Origin of the sequence: Allobosea sp. LjRoot90 (assembly GCF_964254315.1) — a bacterium.
Lineage (GTDB): Bacteria > Pseudomonadota > Alphaproteobacteria > Rhizobiales > Beijerinckiaceae > Allobosea.
Genome location: NZ_CAXUTF020000004.1, coordinates 254,671 through 275,499 on the forward strand (window position 1 = coordinate 254,671; position 20,829 = coordinate 275,499).

Annotated in this window: 24 protein-coding genes and 1 tRNA gene; 10 read left to right on the plus strand and 15 right to left on the minus strand. The window is 67.1% G+C overall.

The window, feature by feature from the left end:
• Positions 1-7: 7 nt before the first annotated feature.
• Together ACSQ3M_RS16625 and ACSQ3M_RS16630 are read left to right on the plus strand one after the other, a co-directional pair.
• On the plus strand, positions 8-787 hold the full coding sequence (locus tag ACSQ3M_RS16625; protein WP_436151186.1) for an ABC transporter ATP-binding protein: 780 nt from the start codon (positions 8-10) through the stop codon (positions 785-787).
• Positions 784-1,440: a class I SAM-dependent methyltransferase gene (locus tag ACSQ3M_RS16630; RefSeq protein ID WP_436151187.1), complete on the plus strand. Its 657-nt coding sequence runs from the start codon at positions 784-786 to the stop codon at positions 1,438-1,440. The genes ACSQ3M_RS16625 and ACSQ3M_RS16630 overlap by 4 nt, the downstream gene beginning before the upstream one ends.
• Positions 1,441-1,606: 166 nt before the next feature.
• Here the strand turns inward: ACSQ3M_RS16630 and ACSQ3M_RS16635 are convergent.
• From ACSQ3M_RS16635 to ACSQ3M_RS16690, 12 genes are all read right to left on the minus strand, one after another.
• A tRNA-Arg gene (locus ACSQ3M_RS16635) sits at positions 1,607-1,683 on the minus strand.
• A 139-nt stretch (positions 1,684-1,822) separates the two neighbouring features.
• Complete coding sequence (gene hisE / locus ACSQ3M_RS16640; RefSeq protein WP_436151188.1) at positions 1,823-2,230, minus strand: phosphoribosyl-ATP diphosphatase; 408 nt, start codon at positions 2,228-2,230, stop codon at positions 1,823-1,825.
• Between the two features lie 62 nt (positions 2,231-2,292).
• The gene (locus ACSQ3M_RS16645; protein ID WP_436151189.1) at positions 2,293-2,796 is read right to left on the minus strand and encodes an RNA pyrophosphohydrolase; all 504 of its coding nucleotides are present in this window, start codon (positions 2,794-2,796) and stop codon (positions 2,293-2,295) included.
• Positions 2,793-3,995: a divergent polysaccharide deacetylase family protein gene (locus tag ACSQ3M_RS16650; protein WP_436151190.1), complete on the minus strand. Its 1,203-nt coding sequence runs from the start codon at positions 3,993-3,995 to the stop codon at positions 2,793-2,795. Before ACSQ3M_RS16650 ends, ACSQ3M_RS16645 begins: the two co-directional genes overlap by 4 nt.
• A gap of 173 nt (positions 3,996-4,168) precedes the next feature.
• The gene (locus tag ACSQ3M_RS16655; RefSeq protein ID WP_436151191.1) at positions 4,169-5,524 is read right to left on the minus strand and encodes a S41 family peptidase; all 1,356 of its coding nucleotides are present in this window, start codon (positions 5,522-5,524) and stop codon (positions 4,169-4,171) included.
• Positions 5,524-6,891 carry a murein hydrolase activator EnvC family protein gene (locus tag ACSQ3M_RS16660; protein ID WP_436151192.1) on the minus strand — a complete coding sequence of 456 codons (1,368 nt, stop codon included), beginning with the start codon at positions 6,889-6,891 and terminating at the stop codon, positions 5,524-5,526. Before ACSQ3M_RS16660 ends, ACSQ3M_RS16655 begins: the two co-directional genes overlap by 1 nt.
• Positions 6,888-7,370: a 23S rRNA (pseudouridine(1915)-N(3))-methyltransferase RlmH gene (gene rlmH / locus ACSQ3M_RS16665; RefSeq protein ID WP_436151193.1), complete on the minus strand. Its 483-nt coding sequence runs from the start codon at positions 7,368-7,370 to the stop codon at positions 6,888-6,890. Before rlmH ends, ACSQ3M_RS16660 begins: the two co-directional genes overlap by 4 nt.
• Positions 7,371-7,382: 12 nt before the next feature.
• Positions 7,383-7,763, minus strand: coding sequence for a ribosome silencing factor (gene rsfS / locus ACSQ3M_RS16670; protein WP_436151539.1), 381 nt, complete (start codon positions 7,761-7,763; stop codon positions 7,383-7,385).
• Positions 7,764-7,861: 98 nt separating this feature from the next.
• Positions 7,862-8,473 carry a nicotinate-nucleotide adenylyltransferase gene (locus ACSQ3M_RS16675; RefSeq protein ID WP_284172514.1) on the minus strand — a complete coding sequence of 204 codons (612 nt, stop codon included), beginning with the start codon at positions 8,471-8,473 and terminating at the stop codon, positions 7,862-7,864.
• Complete coding sequence (locus ACSQ3M_RS16680) at positions 8,470-9,711, minus strand: glutamate-5-semialdehyde dehydrogenase (protein WP_436151540.1); 1,242 nt, start codon at positions 9,709-9,711, stop codon at positions 8,470-8,472. Before ACSQ3M_RS16680 ends, ACSQ3M_RS16675 begins: the two co-directional genes overlap by 4 nt.
• A gap of 84 nt (positions 9,712-9,795) precedes the next feature.
• Positions 9,796-10,935: a glutamate 5-kinase gene (gene proB, locus ACSQ3M_RS16685; protein ID WP_436151194.1), complete on the minus strand. Its 1,140-nt coding sequence runs from the start codon at positions 10,933-10,935 to the stop codon at positions 9,796-9,798.
• Positions 10,936-11,053: 118 nt separating this feature from the next.
• Positions 11,054-11,641, minus strand: a complete 588-nt coding sequence (locus tag ACSQ3M_RS16690) for a hypothetical protein (protein WP_436151195.1) — start codon at positions 11,639-11,641, stop codon at positions 11,054-11,056.
• Between the two features lie 211 nt (positions 11,642-11,852).
• Between ACSQ3M_RS16690 and rpsU the strand changes: the two genes are divergently transcribed.
• From rpsU to ACSQ3M_RS16715, 5 genes are all read left to right on the plus strand, one after another.
• A complete protein-coding gene (gene rpsU / locus ACSQ3M_RS16695; RefSeq protein WP_110489825.1) occupies positions 11,853-12,116 on the plus strand; it encodes a 30S ribosomal protein S21 in 264 nt (87 codons plus the stop codon).
• Between the two features lie 82 nt (positions 12,117-12,198).
• Positions 12,199-12,573, plus strand: a complete 375-nt coding sequence (locus ACSQ3M_RS16700; RefSeq protein WP_436151196.1) for a DUF6481 family protein — start codon at positions 12,199-12,201, stop codon at positions 12,571-12,573.
• 277 nt (positions 12,574-12,850) lie between these two features.
• Positions 12,851-13,966, plus strand: coding sequence for a TRAP transporter substrate-binding protein (locus tag ACSQ3M_RS16705; protein WP_436151197.1), 1,116 nt, complete (start codon positions 12,851-12,853; stop codon positions 13,964-13,966).
• Between the two features lie 83 nt (positions 13,967-14,049).
• The gene (locus ACSQ3M_RS16710; RefSeq protein ID WP_436151198.1) at positions 14,050-14,643 is read left to right on the plus strand and encodes a TRAP transporter small permease subunit; all 594 of its coding nucleotides are present in this window, start codon (positions 14,050-14,052) and stop codon (positions 14,641-14,643) included.
• An 8-nt stretch (positions 14,644-14,651) separates the two neighbouring features.
• Positions 14,652-15,971: a TRAP transporter large permease gene (locus tag ACSQ3M_RS16715; protein WP_436151541.1), complete on the plus strand. Its 1,320-nt coding sequence runs from the start codon at positions 14,652-14,654 to the stop codon at positions 15,969-15,971.
• Positions 15,972-15,975: 4 nt separating this feature from the next.
• On the opposite strand, the gene ACSQ3M_RS16720 is transcribed toward ACSQ3M_RS16715, so the two are convergent.
• Complete coding sequence (locus tag ACSQ3M_RS16720) at positions 15,976-16,500, minus strand: hypothetical protein (protein ID WP_436151199.1); 525 nt, start codon at positions 16,498-16,500, stop codon at positions 15,976-15,978.
• Between the two features lie 198 nt (positions 16,501-16,698).
• On the opposite strand from ACSQ3M_RS16720, the gene ACSQ3M_RS16725 reads away from it, so the two are divergent.
• Positions 16,699-17,013 (plus strand): hypothetical protein, encoded by a 315-nt coding sequence (locus tag ACSQ3M_RS16725; protein WP_436151200.1) that lies wholly within the window; start codon positions 16,699-16,701, stop codon positions 17,011-17,013.
• A gap of 79 nt (positions 17,014-17,092) precedes the next feature.
• On the opposite strand, the gene ACSQ3M_RS16730 is transcribed toward ACSQ3M_RS16725, so the two are convergent.
• Positions 17,093-18,517, minus strand: a complete 1,425-nt coding sequence (locus tag ACSQ3M_RS16730) for a M20 family metallopeptidase (protein ID WP_436151201.1) — start codon at positions 18,515-18,517, stop codon at positions 17,093-17,095.
• Between the two features lie 132 nt (positions 18,518-18,649).
• Between ACSQ3M_RS16730 and ACSQ3M_RS16735 the strand changes: the two genes are divergently transcribed.
• Together ACSQ3M_RS16735 and ACSQ3M_RS16740 are read left to right on the plus strand one after the other, a co-directional pair.
• A complete protein-coding gene (locus ACSQ3M_RS16735; protein ID WP_436151542.1) occupies positions 18,650-19,813 on the plus strand; it encodes a glycosyltransferase family 4 protein in 1,164 nt (387 codons plus the stop codon).
• A gap of 5 nt (positions 19,814-19,818) precedes the next feature.
• The gene (locus tag ACSQ3M_RS16740) at positions 19,819-20,481 is read left to right on the plus strand and encodes a class I SAM-dependent methyltransferase (RefSeq protein WP_436151543.1); all 663 of its coding nucleotides are present in this window, start codon (positions 19,819-19,821) and stop codon (positions 20,479-20,481) included.
• A 17-nt stretch (positions 20,482-20,498) separates the two neighbouring features.
• On the opposite strand, the gene ACSQ3M_RS16745 is transcribed toward ACSQ3M_RS16740, so the two are convergent.
• Positions 20,499-20,714, minus strand: a complete 216-nt coding sequence (locus ACSQ3M_RS16745) for a DUF1059 domain-containing protein (protein WP_436151202.1) — start codon at positions 20,712-20,714, stop codon at positions 20,499-20,501.
• Positions 20,715-20,829: the final 115 nt, after the last annotated feature.

Sequence of the window (20,829 nt, forward strand, 5' to 3'; positions counted from 1 at the left end):
AGCCGGCATGACGCTCGCGACCCGCGAGGCGCGGTGGGGTGCCGCCGGCCGGATGATCATCGACGGGGTGACGCTGCAGGCTGCTCCCGGACGGGTGCTCGGCCTGATCGGTCCGAATGGCTCGGGCAAATCGAGCCTCTTGCGGCTGCTCTGCCGACTGCGCAATGTCGCGAGCGGCGTCGTCATGCTCGATGGACGCGACATTGCCGCCGTGGCGCGACGCGAGCTCGCCCGTCGCCTCGCCTTCGTCGAACAGCAGGCGACGACCGAGATCCAGCTTTCCGTCTGCGATGTCGTCCGCCTCGGCCGCACGCCGCATCGCGCCGCGCTCGCTTCATGGAACGACGCCGACGAGGCGGCGGTGAACGAGGCGCTGGCAAGGGTCGGCCTCACGGAGCGGCACGACCAGTTCTGGCACACGCTTTCGGGTGGCGAGCGCCAGCGGGTCCATATTGCGCGGGCGTTGGCACAGGAACCGAGCGAGCTCATCCTGGACGAGCCGACCAACCACCTCGACATCCAGCATCAGCTCTCGATCCTGGGGCTGGTCCGCCGCCTCGGCATCACCTGCATCATGGCGCTGCACGATCTCAACCTCGCGGCGATGTTCTGCGACGAGATCGCGCTGCTACATGAGGGGCGGCTGCAAGCGGCAGGGCCCCCGGACGAGGTTCTGACAGCCGAAGCGATCCAGCGCATCTTTGGCGTCGCGGTCTCGATCCGCGAGGGGGCGTCGGGGCGCCGGCACATCGAATATCTGGTCGAGACGGAGCGGAGGCGGTCATGAAAGCAGCTGAGGCACAGGCCCAGGTTTCCGACTACTGGACCCGGCGCGCACCGGCATTCGATGGGGTGGCCTCCCACATCGCGCAGGCTTCGCTCTGGCGCGACGTTCTTGCAGCCGCCTTCGAGACCCAAGGCACGAAGGATGTGGTCGATCTCGGCACTGGCACTGGCGCCTGTGCGCTCATCGCCGCCTCGCTAGGGCATCGCGTGCGCGCCTGCGATGGCTCGGCGGGCATGCTCGCCGCGGCCCGGCAAGCCGCCGAGGCGTCCGGGCTCGAGGTCACCTTCGAACAGGCCCTGATCGAGGAGGCGACGTTCGCGCCGGAATCCGCCGATATCGTGACGCTGCGCAATGTGCTCTGGACGCTTCCCGAGCCGATGGCGGCGCTGCGCAAGGCTCATCTGATCCTGCGCCAGGGTGGTCTGGTGCTCGTCTCGGATGGGCTCTGGTCGGTCGCGGCGCAATATCGCTCGACCTACCCCGACACGCTGGCCGCCAGCCTGCCGCGCCATGACGGGCTGACCGAGGACGAGGCGCGGGCGATGCTGAGCGAAGCGGGCTTCGGACCTGCGCGGAGCTGGCAGCATCTCTTTCCGGCGTCGCCCTATCCCGGCGACGTGCCGATGTTCGTGCTGACGGCGCGAAAGGGCTGAAGCAGCCGGCGATCCTCGGCGGCGGGAAGCTTGCGGTTTCTGCTCAAGACGGGGTGAACGAAGCCATCCAGAGCACGAACAAGATCGCAACCGGAGCCGCTAGGCTTCGGTTCCATTCTGTCCGGCAATGTCCTGGAAACACTGTGCTCTAAACCGAGCTAGGTAATGGCGCGCCCGAAAGGATTCGAACCTCTGACCCTCAGATTCGTAGTCTGATGCTCTATCCAGCTGAGCTACGGGCGCGTGACAGCAGAGCGGTTTTAAAGGCCGCCGGGGCTGACGAAAGCCGACTTAAAGGCTCGCGCCGCGCTTGGCAAGCCCCGTTCTATCCGCTTCGTTCGCTTTCTCTCGGAGCCCGGACCTAGCGGCTGCCAAGAAGCCGTCAGCGGTGCTTGCCATGGAGCAGGAGCGGATGTGGGGCTTCGCGCTGTGTCCCGTCCTTGCTTGTCTCGCCGACCGGCGGCTGGCCGCCATGCCGGGATTTCGGCAGCTTCTCGGCGATGCCGTAAAGCTCCTCGCGCCGATCCATCTCGCGCCAGACCTCGCCCGGTGTGATGCCGAGCTCGCTCCACAGCACGACGAGATTATAGACAAGGTCGGCGCTTTCGCGGACGACCGCCGGGCGATTGTTCTGCACCGCCTCGATGCCGACCTCGACCGCTTCCTCGCCGAGCTTCTTGGCCATTTTCGGCACGCCTTCGCGGATCAGCTTGGCGGTTCGGGATCTGGCCGGATCACGGGCGCGGGCGGAAAGGACGGCGGCGTAGAGCTTCTGCACCGAATCGGTCATCGCAGCAGAATCGGGCCGCCATGTAAGGGTTTCGTGACGGTCCCGCCTTCTGCGCCGGGCGCTCACGGCGTTAGCCCTGCGAACAGGCGCGCGACCTCGCGGTAGACATCGCGCTTGAACGGGATGATCAGCTCCGGCGTCTGCGCCAGCTCGGTCCAGCGCCAGGCATCGAATTCCGCCTTGTGGCCGCCAGCCGGAGCGAGAATGTTGATTTCGTTCTCGTCGCCTTCGAAGCGGAAGGCGAACCATTTCTGCGACTGGCCGCGATAGCGGCCGCGCCAGGCCTCCTTGCCGATCTCGCGCGGCAGGTCGTAGCTCAGCCAGTCAGGCGCCTCGGCGAGCAGCGAGACGGACGAGACATTGGTCTCCTCGCGCAACTCGCGGTAGGCGGCCTCGATCGGCTGTTCGCCGGCATCGATGCCGCCTTGCGGCATCTGCCATTCATGGCCCGGCGCGACATGCTCGCGCTGGCTGCGGTTGGCGCGGCGTCCGATGAAGACGAGGCCGGCCGGGTTGAACAGGGCAAGGCCGACACAGGGGCGGTAGCCGGCGGGAGGTTTCATCATCGCAGCGAGCCGGTGGTCGAAGGGTTGCGGAAGCCGCGGGCGGCGCTGACCGGGACGATGACCAGGTTCTTGCCCTCGAGCGTACGGGCCCAGCGGGTGATGCGCTCGACGGTGACCGGCAGGGCGCTGGCGATGGCGACGACTGCGCCCTGGTCGCGGGCAAGCGTCTCCAGCCGCTGCAATTCCTTGTCGATCGCCTCGGCGCGCGGGACGGCGTCGAGGGCGAGGTCGGCCTTGAGTGCTGGAATCTGGGCCTTCGTCGCTGCCGATGCGAGCAGGCTGCGCGGCGAGGAGCCATCGTCGACGACCATCAGTCCGCGTCCGGCGAGCTCGCGCAGCAGAGGCGTCAGCGCCGTATCGTCGGCCGTCAGGCGACCGCCGAGGAAGTTGACGATGCCGACATAGCCGGTGACGCGGCCGAGCACCCATTGCAGCCGGTCGAGATTATCGCTGCCCTTCGGCCCGGTGAGCAGAGTATGCGGCCCCGGATCGTTGTCGGGGTAGTCGAACGGCTCCATCGGTACCTGCAGGAAGACCTCGTGGCCCTCGCTGCGCGCCCGCTGAACGGTTTTCTCCAGCTCGGCGCCATAGGGGGCAAAGGCGAGCGAGACGGCTCCCGGCAGGCGCGCGATCGCCTCGCTTGTCGAGCTCTGGCTGATGCCGAGGCCGCCGACGAGGATCGCGATTCGGCCGGCTGGCTTGCTGGCGGGAGCGGGGCCGAGCGGGCGGGCATAGACCTGCATCGGCGTCGCGCCGTCGGGGCCGATCTTCGGCAGCAGGCCATGGCGGGTGCGTTCGATGAGTCGTTTATCTGGTGCCGGCGCGAGCTTGATAGCGCCATCGTCGGGCACGGTGATGATGATCGCGCCGGGGGCGTCGGCACCCGGCCGAACGACGGTGACGCCGGATTCGGTTTCGAGCTGGCTGGCGCTGGCGGGGCCGCGTCTTTCCTCAGCTATGGCGGGCTGAAGTGGGGCCTTGGCGATATCGGGAGCCGCGGGGCGGATCATGGCGGTCGCGATCGGCTCGCCACCGACGGGATCGCGCTTCAGCACCGCGTAGAGGGCAAGACCGGCGAAAGTGACGGCCAGAGCACTGCTCAGGCCGCGCCAGAGCCAGCGCCCATAGGGCCAAGCCGCGCGCGCACGCTTCGCCTGCCCGAGCGGCTGGTCGAGTTCGCTGAGCGGCAATCCAACCAAGAAGCGCCGTCCTCTTCGACGTCATCACGCATGCGAATCAGTTCGCATCGCTAGAGTCGGATGATTCGGGCGGGAATCAATCGCCAATCGGCCGCAGGGAAAACAATCTCCTGCGGCCGTTGCACAAGTGCCGAGTTACCGGACGGGAAGTCCAGCGGCTCAGTCGGACTTGCTCAGTCCGACTTGCCGGCCTCCGGAGCGGGCGCAGGTGTCGGAGCGGGAGCCGGAGTGGCGGGCGATGCCACGTCCTTCTTGCCACGCAGCAGGTTGAGCGCCGCGGCGAGCTGGGTGTCCTTGGTCGGATCGATCGGAACATAGGACGGCGAGCCGGCCTGTTCCTCCTTGCCGTCGCCATTGCGGAGATGGCCCTTGAGCGAGGCCTCACCCTTATTCTCGGCCTTGTCCTTCAGCTCGGTGGGCACGTCCTGGATGATCTCGATGTCGGGCGTGATGCCCTTGGCCTGGATCGAGTTGCCGGACGGGGTGTAGTAGCGCGCCGTGGTCAGTCGCAGGCCGCCATTGTCGCCGAGGCGGATGACGGTCTGCACCGAGCCCTTGCCGAAGGAGCGCGAGCCCATGACGGTGGCGCGCTTGTGGTCCTGCAGGGCGCCAGCGACGATCTCGGCGGCGGAGGCGGAGGAGCCGTTGATCAGCACGACGACCGGCTTGCCCTTGGCCAGGTCGCCCGACTTGGCGTTGAAGACCTGGGTCTCCTCGGCGTTGCGGCCGCGCGTCGAGACGATCTTGCCGCGCTCGAGGAAGGCGTCGGAGACCAGAACCGACTGGTCGAGGCGACCGCCGCGGTTGTTGCGCAGGTCGATGACGTAGCCCTTGACCTTGTCGAAGCCGATCTCGGCATTGACCTTGTCGAGCGCCTTGCGCAGGCCCTCATAGGTCTGCTCGCTGAAGGTGCCGATGCGGACATAGCCGACATCGTTCTCGACGCGTTCCTCGACCGCCGGCACGACGATGTTGGACCGGGTCAGGGTGAATTCCAGCGGCTCGGTCTTGCCGGGGCGCTCGATCTTGAGTTTCACCTGCGTGTTGATGATGCCGCGCATCTTCTCGACGGCCTGGTTGAGGCTCAGGCCCTTGACCTCGTCGCCATCGATCTGGCGGATCATGTCGCCGGCGAGGATGCCCGCCTTCGAGGCGGGCGTGTCGCGAATCGGCTTGGCGACCTTGAGGACGCCGTCCTCCATGGTGACCTCGATGCCGAGCCCGCCGAACTGGCCGCGCATGTCGATGTCCATGTCGCGGAAGCTCTTGGCATCGAGATAAGCCGAGTGCGGATCGAGCGAGGAGACCATGCCGTTGATGGCGGCCTCGATCAGCTTCTGCTCATCCGGCTTCTCGACATAGTCGGTGCGGATCTTCTCGAAGATGTCGCCGAACAGATTGAGGCTGCGATAGACCTCGGCCGAAGCCGCGACCGCGCTGGTCGAGGAGAACAGCCTCGTCTGCGTCGCGACACCAGTGAGCCCCGCGCCGGCGATGGCGCCGACCAGAACGAGAGAAACCTTGCGCATCATCCGCGAACCTTTTCGCCTTGCGATTTCGTCCACCACGGCGTCGGATCGATCGAGACGCCGTCTTTCCTGAATTCGACATAAAGGACCGGCTCGCCGGTCCCCGCTCCCACATTCGTCGCAGCCGCTTCCGCGGTCTCGCCCATTACCGCGATCGGCTCTCCCGCCAGCACAAACTGGTTCAACGAAACATCGATGCGCTGCATGCCCGCCAGAAGAACATAGTAACCATTGCCGGCATTGAGGATCAAGAGTTGGCCAAAAGAGCGGAACGGCCCAGCGTAGACCACCCAGCCATCGGAAGGTGACGAAACCACGGCATTGCGCCGGGTTGAAAGCGAAATTCCGCGAGCGGCGCCGCCAACGTCGTCAGTTGCACCGAATCCACGCAATTGTGAACCCGCGACCGGCAAGGGCAGCATACCGCGCAATTCCTGGAAGGCCGCCTTGGGGGCGAGCCGGGCAGGGTCGCGGAAGGCGAGCTGCGCCATGCGCTGGCGTTGCTCCTGCGTCTCGGCCTCGATCGCCCGGCGGGCGGCTTCGGCGGCGCGGGTGGTGGAAGAGATGTCCTTCTCGATACGTTCGACGAGGTCGCGCAGGGTCCTGGCCTGTCCCGCGAGCTCACTGCCGGCGGCACGCTGCGTCTCGATGTCCTGTGTGGCGCTCGCCTCGCGGACGCGCCTGGCCTCGATCAGCGATGCCAGGCGCTGGCGCTCGCCGGCCAATCCCTCCATCTCGCCGGCGATCGCCTTGCGCTCTTCGGCGATGCGCTCGCGCAGACGCACCAGCTCGCCGAGATCGGTGCCGAGAATCGCGATCTCCTGGCGCAGATCGGGCACGACCGCGCCAAGCAGCATCGAGGCGCGCACCGCTTCAAGGATATCCTCCGGCCGGACCAGCACCGCCGGAGGCGGCCGGCGGCCGATGCGCTGGAGCGCGGCGAGCACCTCGCCGATCAGGCCGCGTCGGCTTTCCAGCGAGCGCCGGATCGCGGTTTCGCTGGTCTGCAGCAAGGAAAGGCGCTGTTCGAGCCCCCCGATGCGGCCTTCGGCGCCTTGCGTGCGGGCGGTGGTGTCGAGCAGGGCCTGGTTCAGCTTGGTGCGGTCGGCGCGGATGCCGGCGATCTCGGCTTCCAGCCTGGCGCGGGCCTCGGCGCTGCCGGCGAGCCGGTCCTCGATCGCCTTGAGCTCGGCCTCGCGGGCACGCTTCTCCTCGCGTTTCTGCTCGGTCTCGCGGGCGGTCTGCTCCGAATCAGGGGCGGGAGCCGTCTGGGCCAGGACAGCGCCGGCAGCGAGACAGGCGCAAAGCAGCGCCGGCCAGGGCCGGAGTGTGCGCGAAATCCGAATCAGCCGGGACAGGCGGGTCATGCCCGATGATAGGGGTGGCCGGCCATGATCGTCATCGCCCGATAGAGCTGTTCGAGCACGAGAGCCCGGACGATCTGGTGCGGAATGGTCAGCGCACCGAACGAAAGTACCAGCGTGGCACGCTCGCGCAGCTCGGTATCGAGCCCGTCGGCGCCGCCGATCAGCAGGGTCGCGGCCGGAGTTCCGGCGTCGCGCGCGGTAGCGAGCCGAGTGGCGAACGCGTCGCTGTCCAGGCTCTTGCCGCGCTCGTCCAGGGCGATGACGAGCCCGGAAGGCGGCAAGCGCTCCGCGATCAGTCTGGCCTCGTCGCGGCGGCGCTCCTCGGTGCGGCGGCCGCGGCTTTCGGCGAGTTCGACGACATCAGGCCCGCTCAGGCCAAGCCCGCGGGCAAGGCCCTGGGCGCGTTCCTGATAACGGGCGCAAAGATCGCGCTCCGGCCCATCCTTGAGGCGGCCGACGGCGATGACCGAAAGGCGCACGAAAACTAGGGCTCAGCCGTCAAGGCGCTCGCGCGGCCGATCGGCGCCCCACATCTTCTCGAGATTGTAGAACTGGCGCACTTCCGGCCGGAAGATGTGGATGATCAGGTCCCCGGTATCGATCAGGACCCAGTCGCAAGCGGGGAAGCCCTCGACCTTCGGCGTCTCGTGGCCGGCCTTCTTGAAGGCTTCGACGAGGCTGTCGGAGATCGAGCCGACATGGCGGTTGACCCGGCCGGAAGCGATGATCATGGCGTCGGCCAGTGAGGTCTTGCCGACCAGATCGATCACGGTGGCGTCCTCGGCCTTCATGTCGTCCAGGACCTGGAGCGCGAGCGCAATGCTGGACGCGGCCGGGTTGTCGGTCAGGGCAGCCGGGGGAAGCGGCGTGATGGCAGCTTCGCCGATCGATTGACGGTCCAGAGTCGTATCCTCACGTGACAGCGCGCTCACCGCGCAATGGCGCAATTTAAGCGCCGGGGGGGTGAAATTCAATTGTTTTCGGCGAGCTCGCGCAGATAGGTCGAGGATAGCTCGGAGCGCCGGCCGTGCAGGAAGATCCAGGCCGGCGGCGTGCGCACCGGCAAGGCTGCCCCTTGATTCTCCGGCAAACGCCAGCGCGCCATCCAGTTGGCGGCGGGGGATGCGACCGAATGGAGGGTCGAGCCCGGGCGGTCGATCACCGCGATCGGCATCATCCTGGCGATGGCGCGCCATTCGTTCCAATGATGGAAATTCGCCAGATTGTCCGACCCCATGATCCAGACGAAGCGCACGCCGGGGCAGCGGCGCTTCAGCTGGCGCAGCGTGTCGGCGGTGTAGCGGGTGCGCAGGGTCGCCTCGATGCCAGTGACATTGATGTGGCCGTGATTGGCGAGCGCCCGGGCCGTCGCGATGCGCTGCGTGAGCGGCGGCAAGGCGTGGTTGTCCTTCAAAGGGTTGCCGGGCGTGACCAGCCACCAGACCCGGTCGAGCTGGAGCCGGCGCAGAGCGGTCAAGCTCGCCATGCGGTGGCCGTCATGGGCCGGGTTAAAGGTGCCGCCGAACAGCCCGATGCGCAAACCGGGCGCGTGCGGCGGCAGGCGCAGCTCCTCGGCGCTCACGGGCGGACCTGACCTCGGCCATGGACCCGATATTTGAAGGAGCAGAGCTGCTCGACCCCGACGGGCCCGCGCGCATGCATGCGACCGGTGGCGATGCCGATCTCGGCACCGAAGCCGAACTCGCCGCCATCGGCGAACTGGGTCGAGGCGTTGTGCAGGACGATCGCCGAATCGACTTCGGCGAGGAAACGGGCGGCAGCGGCCTCGTCCCCCGTCACGATCGCGTCGGTGTGGTGCGAGCCGTAGGTCTCGATATGGGTGATCGCGGCGTCGAGGCCAGGAACCACCTTCACCGCGATGATGCGGTCGAGATATTCGGTGCGCCAGTCTTCCTCGCTCGCCGGTGTGACGCGCGGATCGATGCCTAGCGCCGCCATATCGCCGCGCACGGCGCAGCCTTCGTCGAGCAGGGCGGTGACGAGCGGCTTCAGGTGCGTTGTGGCGCAGGCTTCGTCGACCAGGAGAGTCTCAGCGGCACCGCAGACTCCGGTACGGCGCAGCTTGGCGTTGAGCAGGATAGAGCGGGCCATGTCGAGATCGGCTTCGCCATGGACATAGACATGGCAGTTGCCGTCGAGATGGGCGAAGACCGGCACGCGCGCTTCCTTCTGCACCCGCGCAACGAGACTCTTGCCGCCGCGCGGCACGACCACGTCGATCGTGCCATTGAGCCCCGTGAGGATCTCGCCGACGGCGGCGCGGTCGCGGCTCGGCACGAGCTGGATCGCCTCGCGCGGCAGGCCGGCGGCGGTAAGCCCGTCCTGCATGGCGGCGGCGATCTCGCTCGATGTCCGGAAGCTGTCGGAGCCGGCGCGCAGGATCGCGACATTGCCGCTCTTCAGGCAGAGCGCGCCGGCATCGGCCGTGACGTTGGGCCGGCTCTCGAAGATCACGGCGACGACGCCGAGCGGAGTCGCGACGCGCTCGAAGAACAAGCCATTGGGCTGCGTCCAGCTCGCCAGCACGCGGCCGACCGGGTCGGGCAGGGTCGCAATATCGGCGACGGCCTGGGCGATCGCCTCCAGGCGGGCCTCATCAAGGGTAAGCCGGTCGATAAAGGAGGCGGCGAGGCCGGCTGCCTGCCCATCAGCAAGATCCTGACGATTGGCGGCAAGGATCGCCGGCGCGCGCTCGCGCAGGGTCGCCGCCATCGCGGTGAGCGCGCGGTTACGCTGCTCAGCCGACGACGTGCCGACCCGACGCGCCGCGGCGCGAGCGCCCCGGCCGAGCGCGCTCATCAGCGCGGCGACGCCGCCGTTCTCGTTGTCAGGCGCGGGCACGCGCCGGGCGCTTTCGCTGGTCATTATGGGCCTGAAGTTTCCTCACTTGCCCGGATCGTAGCCGAGGCGCAGCGCCATGTCGTCCCGGTGAATCATCTCGGCGCGGCCGGGATAGCCGAGCACTGCCTCGATATCGCGCGAGGCCTTGCCGAGCACGCGCGCCGCCTCCTCCGCATCATAGGCGACGAGGCCGCGGCCGAGCTCGCTGCCGTCGCCGGCGCGGATCACCACGGCATCGCCGCGGCTGAAGGCGCCTTCGATCCGGGTCACGCCGACCGGCAGCAGGCTTGCGCCGCCGCGCAGCGCCCGGGCGGCGCCGTCGTCGACATGGAGCGTGCCGCGCGGCTCGAGCGAGCCGGCGATCCAGGTCTTGCGCGCCGTGGCGGGGGTGGAAGCACTGAGGAACCAGGAGCAGCGGGCGCCTTCTGCGACAGCGCGCAGCGGGTTCTTGGAGCGGCCGTCGGCGATCAGCATATGGGCGCCGCCGGCGGTCGCGATCTTGCCGGCCTCGATCTTGGTGCGCATGCCGCCACGCGAAAGCTCGGAGGCGGCGCCGCCGGCCATCGCCTCGATCGCAGGCGTGATCGCCGGGATGACCGGAATGTGCTTGGCGTCCGGGCTGGACAGAGGCGGGGCGGTGTAGAGCCCGTCGATGTCGGAAAACAGCACCAGGAGATCGGCGCCGGCCATGGTGGCGACGCGGGCGGCGAGCCGGTCATTGTCGCCATAGCGGATCTCGGAGGTGGCGACGGTGTCGTTCTCGTTGATCACAGGGACGGCGCGCAGGTCGAGCAGCCGGCCGAGCGTCGCACGCGCATTGAGATAGCGTCGGCGCTCTTCGGTGTCGGCGAGCGTCAGCAGGATCTGGCCGGCATTGAGTCCGTGATGGCCGAGCGCTTCCGACCAATTGCGCGCCAGCGCGATCTGGCCGATCGCGGCGGAGGCTTGGCTTTCCTCGAGCTTGAGCGGGCCGGCCGGCAATTTCAGCACGGTGCGGCCGAGCGCGATCGCACCGGAGGAGACGACGAGCACATCGGCGCCGCGGCCGTGCAGTTCGGCGAGGTCCTCGGCGAGCGCGGCGAGCCAGGCATGGCGCAGGCGCCCCTGCGCCCGGTCGACGAGCAGGGAGGATCCGACCTTGACGACGATGCGGCGGAACTGATCGAGGGCAGGCAGGTTCACGGCGGGACCGGGCTTCAAGGCGGGCAAGACAGTGCCTGTCGCCGTTCCTTGGCCAAATCGCCGGCATTGTAAAGCAGCGCGGGCGCATTGCCGCTGCGCCCCCTGTGGTAGAGGCGCGTCAGACCGGCGCGCCGAGCACCCGGACGATCCAGTAGGCCTGGTAGGCGATGTGGAGCAACGCCGTTGCGAGCTGCAGGCGCTTGTTGGCGAAGAGCGAGGCAAGCAGGCAGAGCCCGAGGCCGAGCGGGACCTGGACGAGATAATCGGCGCTGTAATGGCTCCAGCGCTCGGAGCCCTTGATCGCGGTATCGACGACGTCGAGGACGAAGGTCAGCGCGAAGAGGCCGAAGAACCAGCGCCTGCGGTTGAGGAAATAGTCCTCGTAATCGGCATATTCGTCGAGATCGTCCGGGAACAGCAGTGCACAGAGCAGGAAGAGTGTCAGCGCGTAGACGATCAGGAAGATGAAGGTGCCGAAGGTCAGGCTCGGCAGCCGGGACAGCGCGAACTCCCACCACCAGAACAAGGCGAGCTCAACGAGCAGGGAAAAGACCCACAGCAGATGAATCGCCGAGAGGCGATAGCGCTTCGGGTGCTGGATCAGCCGGGCGAGGCCGGTGAGCAGCCGCGTGATGCCGAGGCCGACCACCATGCCGATGACGACGCGGATATGGGGAAAGAGCTCGTTGGCGGCTTGCGGATCCATGGCGTCCGGCGTGATCGAAGGGAGGCGGAAGGGTGCATGGCAGGCCGTGCCATGCCAAGGGGCGCAAGGGGATGCGGGTTCGCCATGCGTGAGACGAGGCACAACAGGGGTGGCGCTGGCCGCTGAATTCTGTTACCGGGGCGCACAATTCATCAAGGGTCGGGCTCAGCCTGGCCCTTTTTCCTTCCATCCTGCAAAGCTGGAGACACGGATGCAGGTTCTCGTGCGCGACAACAATGTCGATCAGGCCATTCGCGTTCTTAAGAAGAAATTGCAGCGCGAAGGCGTGTTCCGCGAGATGAAGCGTCGCGCTTCCTATGAGAAGCCGTCCGAGCAGCGCGCCCGCGAAAAGGCCGAGGCCGTCCGCCGCGCCCGCAAGCTCGCCCGCAAGCAGGCCCAGCGCGAAGGCCTGATCGCGGCGCCGAAGCCGAAGGTGCTCAAGCCCCGCGCTGCCGGCGCAGCCGCCCCGCGCTGATTTCACTACAAAAACCTCGCGCGCTGCACTATCTGAAGCGCGCGGGCGGCATTTTCACCCGAGCAACTCCAGAAGGCCAACCTTGAAGAATCCGAACGACCGCCATTTCACCGATCGCCAGGCCAATTCGGCCAGTGCGAAGAAGGCCCTGCTTGAGCGCTTCAAGAAGCGTCCAGGGCCGGACGATCCGGTGATGGTGCAGCGTCGGGCTGAGCGCGAGGCGATCGCCGTCGCGCGGGCCGAGCGCGATGCCAAGAAGGAAGCTGAGCGCTTGGAAGCCGAGCGCCTCGCTGCCCTGGAGCGCGCAGCCCAGGAGGAGGCCGAGCGTCAGGCCGAGATCGAGCGCGAGGTGCAGCGCAAGGCCGAGCAGGCCAAGCGTGATGCCGAGCGGCCGCGCCGCGTGCTGCTCGAAGCCGTGCAGTATATGGAGATGCGGGTCGCCGGTAAGCGCCGCTGAACACGAATTCTCGATCAGACTCGTCCGATCGATGGCGGCGCCGCACTTGTGCGGCGCCGTTTTCTTTGGCGCATAGGCGTTCGCCATGCCGTTTCTTTCCGCAGGGGAACAGCACTCGTTCCCTTGGGAACATTATCCCTTGCGCCTGCAACTAAAGTGCAACGACTTCCACGCTTGCTATCTCCCCGTGCGGCCGAAACTCTGAGGGCTGGCGGCCATCAGAGCTGCAAACAATACACGCCGGCTTCAACGGCGCCGTTTCTCCGGGGAGAGAACCATGACGTCCGAAGCGACGAAGACACGCGCCAATAGGCGCAATTTCCTGAAAGTGGCCGGGCTCGCAGGCGCAGGCGCAATCGCCATGCCGCAGGTCAGCCGGGCGCAGACCGTGACCTGGAAATTCCAGTCGACCTGGCCAACCAAGGACATTTTCCACGAATTCGCCAGCGACTTTGCCAAGCGCATCAACGACATGTCGGGCGGGCGGCTCAAGGTCGACGTGCTCGCCGCCGGCGCTGTCGTGCCGGCCTTCCAGATGCAGGACGCGGTCGCAGCCGGCATCCTCGATGGCGGCCATGGTGTTTCGGCCTACTGGTACGGCAAGAACAAAGCCTTCTCGCTGTTCGGCACGCCGCCGGCGCTCGGCTGGGACGCCACCAACTTCCTCGGCTGGATGAACTATGGCGGCGGCTACGACCTCTACAACGACCTCGTCCAAACCCAGCTCAAGCTCAACCTCGTCGGCTTCTTCTCCGGGCCGATGCCGTGCCAGCCGCTCGGCTGGTTCAAGAAGGAGTTGAAGACGGCCGACGACTTCAAGGGCCTGAAATACCGCACCGTCGGGCTCGCCGCCGACTTGATGCGCGAGATGGGCGCGGCCGTCACCATCCTCGCCGGCGGCGAGATCGTGCCGGCGCTGGAGCGCGGCGTCATCGACGGGGCCGAGTTCAATAATCCGTCCTCGGATTCGATGCTCGGCTTCCAGGACGTCGCCAAGGTCTACATGCTGCAGAGCTACCATCAGGCGGCGGAGAGCTTCGAACTGCTCTTCAACAAGACCAAATTCGACGCGCTCTCGCCCGAGCTGAAGGCGATCGTGAAGTACTCGGCCGAGTCGGCCTCCTCCGACATGATCTGGAAGGCGCTCGACCGCTACTCCAAGGATCTCGAGATGCTGCGGGCCAAGGGCGTCAACATCGTCGCGACGCCGGAGCCGATCCTCAAGGCGCAGCTCGCCGCCTGGGACAAGGTGCTGGAGAAGCTCGGCGGCGAGAGCCCGTTCTTCAAGAAGGTGGTCGACAGCCAGAAGGACTGGGTCAAGCGCACCGTTTCCTATCAGCGCGTCAACGAACCCTCACGCGACCTCGCCTTCAACCACTTCTTCAAGACCTGAAGGCCGTCGCCCTCGACAACGCCGCGCCCGCCATCGTCCCCGGTGGCGGGCGCTCTTTGCCCGAGAAGCAGCAGCAGGCGCGCATGGGACTGATCCTGGCGATCGACAAGTTCAACACGGCCATCGGCAAGCTCGCCGGCTGGACGATCCTGATCCTGACCCTGGCGATCAGCTACGAGGTCTTCGCCCGCTACGTGCTGCGTGCGCCGACCGAATGGGCGTTCGACGTCAGCTACATTCTCTATGGCACGCTGTTCATGCTGGCCGGCCCCTATGCGCTCGCCCGCAACGCCCATGTCCGTGGCGATTTCCTCTACCGCGAGTGGAGCCCGCGGACGCAGGCCAGGCTCGACCTCGCGCTCTATTTTCTCTTCTTCTTCCCGGGCATCATCGCGCTGGCCTGGGCGGGTTACAAATTCGCGGCTTTCTCCTGGATGATCGGCGAGCATTCCTCGAACTCGCCGAACGGGCCGCCGCTCTATCATTTCAAGTCGCTGATCCCGATCGCCGGCGTGCTGATGACGCTGCAGGGGTTAGCCGAGGTGGCGCGCTGCATCATCTGCCTGCGCACCGGGGAGTGGCCGCAGCGGCTGCACGATGTCGAGGAAACCGAGAAGCTCATTCTCGAACAGGCCGCGGCTGCGCAGGGCGCGCCCGATGCGGGGAAAGCGATCTGATGCTGGGCATGGGCAATCCGGAACTGGGCGTGCTGATGCTCGTCCTGTTCATCTTTTTCATCATGCTCGGCTTCCCGATCGCCTTCACGCTGATGGCTCTCGGCGTCGGTTTCGGCTACTGGGCGATGGGCGACATCGTCTTCAACCTGGTGGTCCAGCGCACCTATTCGGTGATGGCCAACGACGTCCTGGTCTCGATTCCGCTCTTCATCTTCATGGGCTATATCATCGAGCGGGCGAACATCCTCGACAAGCTGTTCCACTCGATCCAGCTCGCGCTCGGCAATGTGCCGGGCTCGCTCGCCATCGCGACATTGGCGACCTGCGCGATCTTCGCGACCGCGACCGGCATCGTCGGCGCGGTGGTGACGCTGATGGGGCTGCTCGCCTTTCCGGCGATGCTGCGCGCCGGCTACGACGTCAAGCTCTCGGCCGGCGTCGTCTGCGCCGGCGGCTGCCTCGGCATCCTGATCCCGCCCTCGGTGATGCTGATTCTCTACGGCGCGACCGCCGGCGTCTCCGTGCCGAAGCTCTATGCGGGTGCGCTGTTCCCCGGTCTGCTGCTCGCCGGGCTCTACATGCTCTATGTGCTGATCCGCTGCTGGCTCAACCCGGCGCTGGCGCCGAAGCTGCCGAAGGAGCAGACCGACGTGCCGTGGACGACGGTGGTCTGGGCGCTGCTGACCAGCTTCTTTCCGCTCACCATCCTGATCATGTCGGTGCTGGGCGCGATCTTCTTCGGCCTGGCGACACCGACCGAGGCAGCCGCGATCGGCTCGCTCGGCAGCCTGATCCTGGCCGCGGCCTACCGCTCGCTCTCCTTCACCAAGGTCAAGGAGTCGGTGATCCTGACGGCGCGGACCTCGGCGATGGTCTGCTGGCTCTTCGTCGGCTCCTTCATCTTCTCGTCGATCTTCGCCATCCTCGGCGGTCACGAGCCGATCAAGAACCTGGTAACGGCGCTCAACCTGTCGCCGACGATGTTCCTGATCGTGGCGCAACTGATCATCTTCGTGCTCGGCTGGCCGCTGGAATGGACCGAGATCATCGTGATCTTCGTGCCGATCTTCCTGCCGTTGCTGGAGTTCTTCAAGATCGACCCGCTGTTCTTCGGCATCCTGATCGCCTTGAACATCCAGACCTCGTTCCTGTCGCCGCCGGTGGCGATGGCGCCGTTCTATCTGAAGGGCATCGCGCCGCCGCACGTCACCATCAACCAGATCTTCTCGGGCGTGATGCCCTTCCTCTGGATCGTGCTGGTGGCGATGGTGCTGGTCTACGTCTTCCCCGGCATCGCGCTCTGGCTGCCGAAATATCTCTACGGCTGAGCTCTCAATCTTCGGAGCGGGCGTCCTGCCCGCAACGGAAGCCCTCGGCCTTCCCGTCGGCGAGACGGCGAGCTGAGTTATTGGCGTCCGGCTTGCGGGCATCGACGCTGCCGATGATGCAGGAGGCACCATCGGGCGCGAGCCGGTAGACGACGAGCCGGCTGCCATCGAGCTTGCCGACGCTCGCGCCGGTCGCATAACGCAGGATCGCCGCCTGGGGCCGCTTACCCTTCGGCCCACGCCATTCGATCGTCTTGCCGACCTCGAAGAAGACAGCCTTGTCCGAGATCGTCTCCTGCAGCGCCTTGGCGCCGAACTCGACTGCCGATGAATCGTCGTCGGCGGTCCAGGTCACGGTGAAGCCTGCCTTGCCGGGGCAGCGATGCACCGAGACCGGGTCGCCATTGCCCTTGTTGCGGCATTTGGCATAGTCGTGGGCCGTGTAGCTGCTCGTCCACTGCTCCGCGCGCAGGGGCGCTGCGAGCAGGGTTGCAAAGCCGATGGCGAGAGCGAGCCGTCCGATCGTCATGGCGCTATTTCTCCGTCCAGATGCGGTTGATCCGACGACATCCGGCCCATGTGAGCAAGCCATCGCAGCCTCGGCTCGCGGGAACCCAACGGCATTTCGAGAATTTTTTATGCGAACCGCGCGATTCCGGTCCTGCGACCGACAAGTCCGCAGCATGGCGAACAGTTCGCCACCCGGCTATCCATTCGGAGAATGAACATGACCCGCACCAAGAAGAGCTTCGCCGCCGCCGTCGCCGCTTTGGCGCTGGGCGCTTCCGTTTTCGCCGCTGATGCCGAGGCGCGCCCGCGCTATTATCGCGGCGCCGCGATCGGAGCCGGCATCGTTGGCGCGCTCGCCCTCGGCGCCCTTGCCGCCGGCGCTGCCAGCGGCCCGGCCTATGGCTACGATGACGGTTATGCCCCGGCTTACGCCTACGGCCCCGCCCCGGTCCGCCGCTGCCAGCTCGTCGACCGCGTCAACTACTACGGCGAATACGTCGGCACCCGCCGCGTCTGCCGCACCTATTACTGAGTTTTCAGGGCCTTCCTCCCCGGCCCGACATCCTAGCCCGCCGGTTCGCCCGGCGGGCCTTTTTCGTGCTTTTAGCGGATCAGCCGCCGGTCGACATGGTCAGCGGCGGCTTCACCTCGGGCGGGACCGGCGAGGTATAGCCGCCATCCGCGGCGACCCGCTTCTGGAAATCGGCCTTGGCCGCCGCCATCAGCTGGGGATCGGTCAGCACGGCTGCGCCGGTCGCCGCCATCGCCTTGGCGACCTGGATCATCGCCTTGTGCGCCGCCGGCATCTTGCCCTGCGCCACCACCTGCCAGGTGTGGAAGGGCGTGCCGATCGCGACGGTCGGAGCATGCGCCTGCACGGTCGGGACGACCCAGCTGACATCGCCGACATCGGTCGAGCCGATCGCCGGGTTGCGGGGTGCATCGAGCGGCACGGTGAAATCGGCGAGCTCGGCATCGGTCTTCGACAGGCCGATCGCGCGCCAGACGGCGGCGATGTCCTTCTGCGACAAGGTCGAGCGGATCTGCCTGGCGAACTCCTTGTCGGCGTCGTCGAAATGCGGCGGCCCGAGATCCTCCATGATGCCCTGCAGCGCCTGCTCCAGCGGACCGTTGCCGACGACGTTGGAGACGGCGCTGACGATCTTCACCTCGACCGTCGTCTCGGTCATCAGCGCCGCGCCCTCGGCGATCTTTTTGACGCGGCCGACAAGCTCGAGCATGCCGGGTAGATCGCGGGCGCGGATCGAATAGCGCACGCGGGCATGGGCCTGGACGACGTTGGGAGCAATGCCGCCGGTGTCGAGCAGAGCGTAGTGGACGCGGGCATCGCTAGGCATGTGCTCGCGCATGTAGTTGACGCCGACGCTCATCAGCTCGACGGCGTCGAGGGCGCTGCGGCCGAGCTCGGGCGAGGCGGCGGCATGCGAGGCGCGGCCGGTGAAGATGAAGTCGGCGCGGGTGTTGGCCAGCGAGAGCGGCGGCGTCACCTCCCAGAAGCTGCTCGGGTGCCAGGAAATGGCGATGTCGGCATCCTTGAAGGCGCCGGCACGAACCATGAAGGCCTTGGCAGCGCCGCCTTCCTCGGCCGGGCAGCCATAATAGCGGACGCGGCCGGGCAGCTTGTTTTCGGCAAGCCAGTCCTTCATCGCCGTCGCCGCCAGCAGGGCAGCCGAGCCGAGCAGGTTGTGGCCGCAGCCATGGCCGTGGCCGCCGGTCTCGATCTCGCTATGCTTGGCGACGCCAGCCTCCTGGCTCAGGCCCGGCAGCGCGTCGTATTCGCCGAGGAAGGCGATGACCGGGCCGCCTTCGCCGGCTTCGCCGACCACCGCGGTCGGGATGTCGGCGACATTCTCGGTGACGCGGAAGCCCTGATGCTGCAGCTCGGCGACATGCTCGGCGACCGAGCGCTTCTCGGTGTAGCAGACCTCGGGAATGGCCCAGACCCGGTCGCTCAGCTCGATGAAGCGCTGCTTGTTGGCGTCGACATGGCGCCAGAGGTCGTTGCGATTGTCCATTGTCCGTCTCGCTATCGGTGAGCTTTCGTCCCTTTCTCGCAAGCGTGGCGCCTTGCGTCCAGCAACCGCAGGGCATGGCAGCCCTGCCCGGCACTGTCCTTGGCGCTTGATTTTCCCGGCGGCATCGGCCTGATGCGCGGCATGGCCCGCCAGAAGCTGCTTTTTGTCGCCACCGAGGACTGGTTCTTCGCTTCGCATTTCCTGCCGATGGCGCGGGCAGCGGGCGAGATGGGTCTCGACGTTGCCGTAATCGCGAGGGAGCGCAACCACAGGCGCGCGATCGAGGCGACCGGCGCGAGGCTGATCGCGCTCGAGGCGGAGCGGCGCTCGCTCTCGCCGGTCGCGCTGGTTAAGCAGACCACGGCCCTGAAGCGCCTGATCGAGCGGGAGCGTCCCGACATTCTGCACTGCATCGCGCTGAAGCCGATCGCGCTCGCCGGCCTCGCCGGGCGGCTCGCGGGGGTCGAGCGCAGGGTCTACGCACTGACCGGGCTCGGTTTCCTCGGCGCGCGCGAGGGTGCCGTCGCCGATGCGGCGCGGCTGGCGACGCGGTTCTGGCTGCGCGAGGCGATCGACGGGCCGCAGGTGCGCTTCCTGTTCGAGAATCCCGACGATCCCGTGACGCTCGGGCTCGATCCGGCCGATGCCGGAAAGGTCGCGATCGTCGGCGGCGCCGGGGTCGATCCGCTGATCCTGATGCCCGAGCCGATGCCGCTGCAGCCACCGCTCAAGGTCGCGCTCGTCGCGCGCATGTTGTGGTCGAAGGGTGTCGACCTCGCGGTCGAGGCGGTGACGCTGGCGCGCAAGCAGGGCGCGCGCGTCGAGCTGACGCTGCACGGCGCGCCCGACCCCTCCAACCCCAAGGCGGTGCCGGAGGCGACCTTGCGGGAATGGTCGGCGCGGCCGGGGATCAGCTGGGCCGGACCGACGCGCGATATCGAGGATGTCTGGCGCAAGCACCATGTCTGCTGCCTGCCCTCGCGCGGCGGCGAGGGCTTGCCACGCACTTTGCTGGAAGGCGCCGCCTGCGGGCGGGCACTTTTGACCACCGACGTGCCCGGCTGCCGCTCCTTCGTCCGCACCGGCCAGGACGGCTTCGTCGTGCCGGCCAACGATATCGCCGCCCTGGCGCAGGCGCTGGTGACGCTCGCGGCCTCGCCTGGCCAGGTCGAGCGCATGGGAACGAGTGCGCGTGAGCGCCTGCTCGCCGGCTATACCGAGCGTGATGTCATGGACGGGGTGAAGGCGCTCTACCGTTCCCTGCTCGGGCAGCACCAGGCGGATCTGGTTGCGTGAGCGAGGTGGACGCGAGAAGCGATCGCCTGGCCTTCATTCGCCGCCATACAAGGCTGCTGCCGGTGCCGCATGCGCCGGAGATTTCGCTGCATGTGGCCGAGGAAGCGACCGAGCTCTGGCAGAAAACCGAGGACGAGCTGGCGACGATCGGCCTGCCGCCGCCATTCTGGGCCTTCGCCTGGGCCGGCGGGCAGGCGCTGGCGCGCTACATCCTCGACCATCCCGAAATCGTCCGCGGCCGGCGCGTGCTCGATTTCGCCAGCGGCTCCGGCCTTGTCGCCATCGCTGCGGCGAAGGCAGGGGCGGCGCAGGTGATCGCCGCCGATATCGATGCGTTCGCAGCGGCTGCGATCGGCCTCAATGCCGAGGCGAACGGGGTTTCCGTCGAAGCGCGTCTCGACGATCTCGTTGGCCTCGACCAGGGCTGGGAGGTCATTCTCGCCGGCGACATCTGCTATGAGCGCGAGCTGGCGGCGCAGGTGATCGACTGGCTCTCGGGCCTGTCGCAGCGCGGCGCCACCGTGCTGATCGGCGATCCCGGCCGCAGCTACCTGCCCAAGGACAGGCTCACCGAGGTCGCGAGCTATCAAGTGCCGGTGACGCGGGCGCTGGAGGATGCCGAGATCAAGAAGAGCTCGGTGTGGCGGTTGGCGGGCGAAGGGCGCTAGGGGGCGGAAGCTCTCGCTCAGGCGGCCCGGCTTGGCGCTTTCTCCGGGGGAATGCCGTCTTTGATGACGCTCCTGATTTGATCCCGCAATTCCGGCGTATCTTGATGCCCGTGAACCGTAACGGCATGTTGGACGGCCACCTCCAGCAGTTCGCCCTCGGTATCGGCGCCGATCGCGATTGAGCAGTTCATCTCGCTCGGAAATTCACGGCAGTCGATGAATTTGCGTCCCATGGCGTCCTCCTCGATTGGAAGATCCGGCACCCTTCAAGTCGAAGGGCTGCTTGGTCCACAATAAGCCCAGGCGCGATTGCCGCAAAAGCGATATGCAGCCCGAGGATGGCGGCAA

Excerpts from the sequence above, each read along its gene's own strand:
- hisE (WP_436151188.1), bottom strand. The coding sequence starts at position 2,230 with ATGACCGATTCGGTGCAGAAGCTCTACGCCGCCGTCCTTTCCGCCCGC.
- ACSQ3M_RS16645 (WP_436151189.1), bottom strand. The coding sequence starts at position 2,796 with ATGATGAAACCTCCCGCCGGCTACCGCCCCTGTGTCGGCCTTGCCCTG.
- ACSQ3M_RS16715 (WP_436151541.1), top strand. The coding sequence starts at position 14,652 with ATGGGCAATCCGGAACTGGGCGTGCTGATGCTCGTCCTGTTCATCTTT.
- ACSQ3M_RS16655 (WP_436151191.1), bottom strand. The coding sequence starts at position 5,524 with ATGCGCAAGGTTTCTCTCGTTCTGGTCGGCGCCATCGCCGGCGCGGGG.
- ACSQ3M_RS16745 (WP_436151202.1), bottom strand. The coding sequence starts at position 20,714 with ATGGGACGCAAATTCATCGACTGCCGTGAATTTCCGAGCGAGATGAAC.
- ACSQ3M_RS16625 (WP_436151186.1), top strand. The coding sequence starts at position 8 with ATGACGCTCGCGACCCGCGAGGCGCGGTGGGGTGCCGCCGGCCGGATG.
- rpsU (WP_110489825.1), top strand. The coding sequence starts at position 11,853 with ATGCAGGTTCTCGTGCGCGACAACAATGTCGATCAGGCCATTCGCGTT.
- ACSQ3M_RS16730 (WP_436151201.1), bottom strand. The coding sequence starts at position 18,517 with ATGGACAATCGCAACGACCTCTGGCGCCATGTCGACGCCAACAAGCAG.
- ACSQ3M_RS16725 (WP_436151200.1), top strand. The coding sequence starts at position 16,699 with ATGACCCGCACCAAGAAGAGCTTCGCCGCCGCCGTCGCCGCTTTGGCG.
- ACSQ3M_RS16710 (WP_436151198.1), top strand. The coding sequence starts at position 14,050 with ATGGGACTGATCCTGGCGATCGACAAGTTCAACACGGCCATCGGCAAG.
- ACSQ3M_RS16630 (WP_436151187.1), top strand. The coding sequence starts at position 784 with ATGAAAGCAGCTGAGGCACAGGCCCAGGTTTCCGACTACTGGACCCGG.
- ACSQ3M_RS16680 (WP_436151540.1), bottom strand. The coding sequence starts at position 9,711 with ATGAGCGCGCTCGGCCGGGGCGCTCGCGCCGCGGCGCGTCGGGTCGGC.
- ACSQ3M_RS16660 (WP_436151192.1), bottom strand. The coding sequence starts at position 6,891 with ATGACCCGCCTGTCCCGGCTGATTCGGATTTCGCGCACACTCCGGCCC.
- ACSQ3M_RS16735 (WP_436151542.1), top strand. The coding sequence starts at position 18,650 with ATGCGCGGCATGGCCCGCCAGAAGCTGCTTTTTGTCGCCACCGAGGAC.
- ACSQ3M_RS16690 (WP_436151195.1), bottom strand. The coding sequence starts at position 11,641 with ATGGATCCGCAAGCCGCCAACGAGCTCTTTCCCCATATCCGCGTCGTC.
- ACSQ3M_RS16705 (WP_436151197.1), top strand. The coding sequence starts at position 12,851 with ATGACGTCCGAAGCGACGAAGACACGCGCCAATAGGCGCAATTTCCTG.
- ACSQ3M_RS16720 (WP_436151199.1), bottom strand. The coding sequence starts at position 16,500 with ATGACGATCGGACGGCTCGCTCTCGCCATCGGCTTTGCAACCCTGCTC.